The sequence below is a fragment of the Candidatus Contendobacter odensis Run_B_J11 genome (genome assembly GCF_000531125.1).
GTDB lineage: Bacteria > Pseudomonadota > Gammaproteobacteria > Competibacterales > Competibacteraceae > Contendibacter > Contendibacter odensensis.
The window spans coordinates 1-4,641 of record NZ_CBTK010000088.1 but is presented as its reverse complement, the minus strand read 5'-3'; the positions used below and the strand labels follow the sequence as shown (position 1 = coordinate 4,641).

The following is a 4,641-nucleotide window of genomic DNA, read 5'->3' as shown; positions in this document are numbered from 1 at the left end:
CTTTGCCCACTTTATGCCAGGTCGTGACAAACCGTTGCCAATGCTTTGCCCACTTTATGCCAAGTCGTGACAAACCGTTGCCAATGCTTTGCCCACTTTATGCCAGGTCGTGACAAACCGTTGCCAATGCTTTGCCCACTTTATGCCAGGTCGTGACAAACCGTTGCCAATGCTTTGCCCACTTTATAACAAGTCGTGACAGAATTTTGCCAATGCTTTGCCAACCTTATGACAGAGCTTTGCCAATGCTTTGCCAATGCCATGACAGGCTTGCGTCATAGTTTATATTTATTTATATATCAAATAATTATAGATTATAGGTGCGCCGATTTTGAAGCGGTTCAGACTTTCTATCAATTTCCTGCTCGCTCTGAAAAACGGGGATTCCTGATTCTCTTCAGCGCTGACCCATAAAAAGAGATGGGCTATTGTCAAAGGGGTCTGATTGATGAATACTTCTGCAAAGCCGGTGGATAAAAAATGGCCGCTCAAGAGAGAGGATGGAACACCCTCAATAGTCTCTTGATCTCATAAAATAAATAGAGAAAACTATCGGGTAAAGAGAGGGTAAAAGCAAAAAATATCTTTCTTGGTTGGCGGTGAAATTTCCCGAAGCCGAACGGATTTCAAAACGGTCCTGGTCACGTCACCGATCAGGGGGTGTCGTCCGACCCAGGGGCAACCGGGCCTGGCGAAAGCCAGAGGCGTTCACGATGCGCCTTCAAAGTACCCGCGATAGCGAGGGGATCGTCTCGCTAAAACTCAACCCGATCCGGGCGGTGGCCCTACCGCTCCAAACCAAGGTGGGCGTTCGATGCTGCGGGTGTGTGCCGATGCGATTGAAGAGGATGAGAAACGATGGAGAGAGGTACGGAGTGAAGGAGTGAAGGGGTGAAGGAATGAGGCAGTGAAAGGAACGGGGTGCGGGTCCGCCGGGCGTCAGCCGATGACACGCAGCAGTGGCCCTACTGTTTCAACCAGGTGGGCGTTCGATGAAAACGGTGAAAGGGTCCATGAGATGGTGAACCGAGAGAGACTCGACGATGAACGATGAAATCCAGGTGAAGGAAGGGTATGCAGTGGAGGAGGTCGTGGCGTTGATGTCCACGTTGCGCGAGAGGATCAATCTGGAAGAAGGGGAGTTGTACGCGCTTCAAAAAGGAATGTTGCGCCGGGTGGCGCGACAGGAGGAAGAAAATGGCCTGCGTCGCATCAAGATCATGGAGGAGGCTTACGAGGCCGCGCAACTCGCCGCCCGGCGGTTGCGCACGTATGGACGCGGCTATCGACCCGACCCGGCGCTGGTGGTGTCGGCCTTTGTGATGCACGCCTGGGAAGAGATGACGCCGGAAGACGCGGATGCGGTGGCGCTGAACTACCTGCAACGGTTGTTTCATCCGGCCCATCCCTTCCAAGGTCAAGCGGCGAAGGCGACGGATTTAAAATCCGCATCGAATCGCTCCGCGTCCACGCACAGCCTGCATTCCATCGCGGACGCACACGCCCTCTAACGAACCGCCGCCAGATCGTTGATCTGCTGCAATAGACCGGCAATCCACGGTTGCCGTCGTTCAGTAGGCGTTCAACCGCGAGTTCAAACGCGGTTTAGAGGTCAGAATCTTTTCAGTAACCTGTTCTCGTTCCTGATGCGGAACGACCCCGACCTTCAGGACGAAGGGGGGAGGCAGAGGGTCTTCTGGGCAAGACCCTGGCTGAACCGAGAACCCTCACGAGAGGCCCGCCATTTCGTTTGAACGTGTTTGAATAGTTAAGAAGGAGAAGGCTATGGCGCAAGAGACGCCGCGCTCCAGGGCGGCGGACGAGGCGAAACCCCGCTTGGGAAAGCGGGGCCGGGCGCTGGCATCCTTAGACGGCGTGCTGAAGAAAAACCTGCGCCGCAGTGCTAACGGGCGCAAAACCGTGAGCCACGCTACGATTGCGGATCGTGCGGGCTTTTATGACCGCATGATTCGCCAACTGCATGAACTGGGCTACAAGATCACCGAGGTGCGCCACCTCAAGCCCAAGCACATCGAAGCGCTGATGCGCCTCTGGGAAACTCAGGAACTGTCGGCGTCCACGTTGCAAAAACGGTTTTCGCACCTGCGTCTGCTGTGCGGCTGGATCGGCAAGCAGAGCATGTTGCGGGACGGCCCCAGCTATTTGGCGAATCCCGAAGCGTTCCAGCGCACCTATGAAGCCCAGTACGATCATTCCTGGACGGCGGCGGGCGTGGATCCGGCGCTCAAGATCGCGGAGATCGCTGCCGCCGATCCCCAGGTGGCGCGGGTCTTGCGCCTGCAACACGCCTTTGGGCTGCGGCTTCAGGAAGCCTCCTTGCTCAATCCGCTGCGGGATCGGGTGGAGGACACCTACCTGCGGGTGTGGGCCGGGACCAAAGGGGGACGGCCCCGCGTAGTGCCGATTGAAACCGACGCCCAGCGCGCGGTGCTGGCGGAAGCCGAGGGCTACGTCGCTCTCACCAAACGCTCGATGATTCCGCCGGAGTCCGATCTCAAGCAATGGCTCCAGCATTGTTATTATGTGTTGGCGCACCACGGCATTACCCGCCAGGACGGCTTGGTCAGTCACGGGCTGCGTCACCAATACGCCAATGATGTGTACGAGCAACAGACCGGCGAAACCTCGCCGGTGCGCGGCGGTGGCCCCGTCCACCGCGCAGCGGATGTGGAGGCCAAGTATGACGTTTCCGCCCGGCTGGGACACGCCCGACCGGGAATCACCGCCGCCTACTACGGCCACCCGGAGACGCCGCCGATTCCGGAGGTCGCCCGCCGAAATCCCCAGTCTCTTCGCGCCGACTATCGGGTGCAGCAACAGGGGCTGGCCGCGCGGGTGCGGGCGAACCTGACGCAACGCCGGAACGGTTCCGGCCCGCTGAGCGCCGCGACGCTGGACGTCCGCTGGCGGCTGCTGAATCAGATGGTCAAAATCCTGGCCCTGGCCGGTCAACCGCTGCACACGCCCGATGATCTCAACGCCGCGCACGTCGAGGTGCTGCTCCGACACTGGCACGCCTCCCCCACGCTCCAGCGTCACAGCGCGATCTTGTCGGTGCGGCTGCTGAGTCAACTCTGCGGCTGGCTGGATCAGCCCGCGCTGGCGTTGGACGTCGGTCAACGCTGGCGCGCGCTCCAGTCCGGGGCGGACGACGCCATCGCGCCCCCCCGTCCGCTGAGCGAAGCCGCGATTCAAGAGCGGATCGCCCGGATTCGCGCCCAGGATGCGCGGGGGGCGTTGCACCTGGAGCTGGTGCGCGTGGTGGGCCTGAGCCATCGGCAAGCGGCGATGCTGCAACCCGGTGTGTCCTACCAGGACGGCCACCTCGATGTGATCTGGGAAACCCCGAAAAATCAGGTGCTGCGCTATCCCCTGACCGGCGAGCGCCAGCGGGCGGTGGTGCAGGACGCCCTGGCCTTGCTGCCCGATCCGCAGGAACCCGTCTGTCCCGTCTCGCTGGCGCTGTCCACCTGGCTGGGACGGGTCTATGAGCTTCAGCGCACGGTGGGACGCATCGGCATACCCGGCGAACCGACCCTGGCCGCCCTCAAAGACCCCGACGCTCCGACCCCGACCGTTCTCTATCGCGAGGACTGGTTGCTGCATCGGGCCGGTCTGGATCGCGCGCCAAAAAGGGGAAGCCGCGCTTCGGATCGATAGCTTGCCTAATGAGCTATAATCAGACCTTAGGTGGAGATAGACAGAGCGACTTGACCGGGTACGCCGGTGAGGTGCGGTGGCGAGACGACGATCTTCACGTCGCACCCCAGCCGAGCCAGATATTCCAGCATTTTGATTTCGCTGACGCCGCGAAATCGTCCGCGCAACAGCTCGGAAAGCTTCGGTTGAGACAGCCCTAGCACCTCAGCGGCGCGCTGTTGCGTCCATCGTCGGGCCTTGATGATCTTTCCGATTTCGGTGACAAGCTCGGCCTTTCTTAGCATTTCGTCGGCGTCGGGAAAGCCAAGATCGGCGTAGACGTTAGTGCTGCCTTTTTCAAATTCGATCACTGCTGCTCCCTCTCGCCATTCGCTGCGCTTCTTTTAGACGCTCGCGGATCAGGTCGATTTCGTGTTTGGGCGTCTCGCTGCCCCGCTTCGATTTTTTTTGGAAGCAGTGCAGCACATAAATCGCATCCTCGAACTGGACGGTATAAATCGCACGATAGGTTGCTCTGTCGAAATTCTCCACGATTTCCAGCACGCCCGCCGAACCGAAACCTTGAAGCGGCTTGGCGTAGTCGCTTTTCTCGCCGATCTGCGCCAGATACAGGGCGTAGCCAAAATCGGCTTGCACCTCGTCCGGCATCGCCCTCAAGTCTTTCTTGGCGGCCGCTACCCATTCGATGGGTTTGATTTTATTCATGATTAATTATACATAAACAGGTATAATAGTGCAAGGTAGCCGACAGCCGCTGCATCAGCCATGGTGTTTAATTCCACCCTCGATCGGGGCCGCTTAACCCGGTTTTTCGTTCCACGGGATCTCAAACCCCATCAGTCGACATTTTCGGGTGGCATGACCGTCCACCGATCTAAGGAAACACGGGCCAGCCGTTCGGCGGCGGCCACGTCATCCGGTCCCGGCGCGAGATCGGAAGAGCGTCGTGTAGGGAAAGAG

4 protein-coding genes are annotated in these 4,641 nt (G+C 59.1%); 2 read left to right on the top strand and 2 right to left on the bottom strand.

Going from position 1 to position 4,641, the window contains the following annotated elements:
- Positions 1-1,043: 1,043 nt before the first annotated feature.
- Positions 1,044-1,511 carry a hypothetical protein gene (locus BN874_RS07325; protein ID WP_034431819.1) on the top strand — a complete coding sequence of 156 codons (468 nt, stop codon included), beginning with the start codon at positions 1,044-1,046 and terminating at the stop codon, positions 1,509-1,511.
- A gap of 274 nt (positions 1,512-1,785) precedes the next feature.
- On the top strand, positions 1,786-3,681 hold the full coding sequence (locus tag BN874_RS22325) for a phage integrase N-terminal domain-containing protein (protein ID WP_051497546.1): 1,896 nt from the start codon (positions 1,786-1,788) through the stop codon (positions 3,679-3,681).
- A gap of 26 nt (positions 3,682-3,707) precedes the next feature.
- On the opposite strand, the gene BN874_RS07315 is transcribed toward BN874_RS22325, so the two are convergent.
- Both BN874_RS07315 and BN874_RS07310 read right to left on the bottom strand, forming a co-directional pair.
- Complete coding sequence (locus BN874_RS07315; RefSeq protein WP_034431818.1) at positions 3,708-4,031, bottom strand: helix-turn-helix domain-containing protein; 324 nt, start codon at positions 4,029-4,031, stop codon at positions 3,708-3,710.
- Positions 4,018-4,386, bottom strand: coding sequence for a type II toxin-antitoxin system RelE/ParE family toxin (locus BN874_RS07310; RefSeq protein ID WP_034431817.1), 369 nt, complete (start codon positions 4,384-4,386; stop codon positions 4,018-4,020). The genes BN874_RS07315 and BN874_RS07310 overlap by 14 nt, the downstream gene beginning before the upstream one ends.
- Positions 4,387-4,641: the final 255 nt, after the last annotated feature.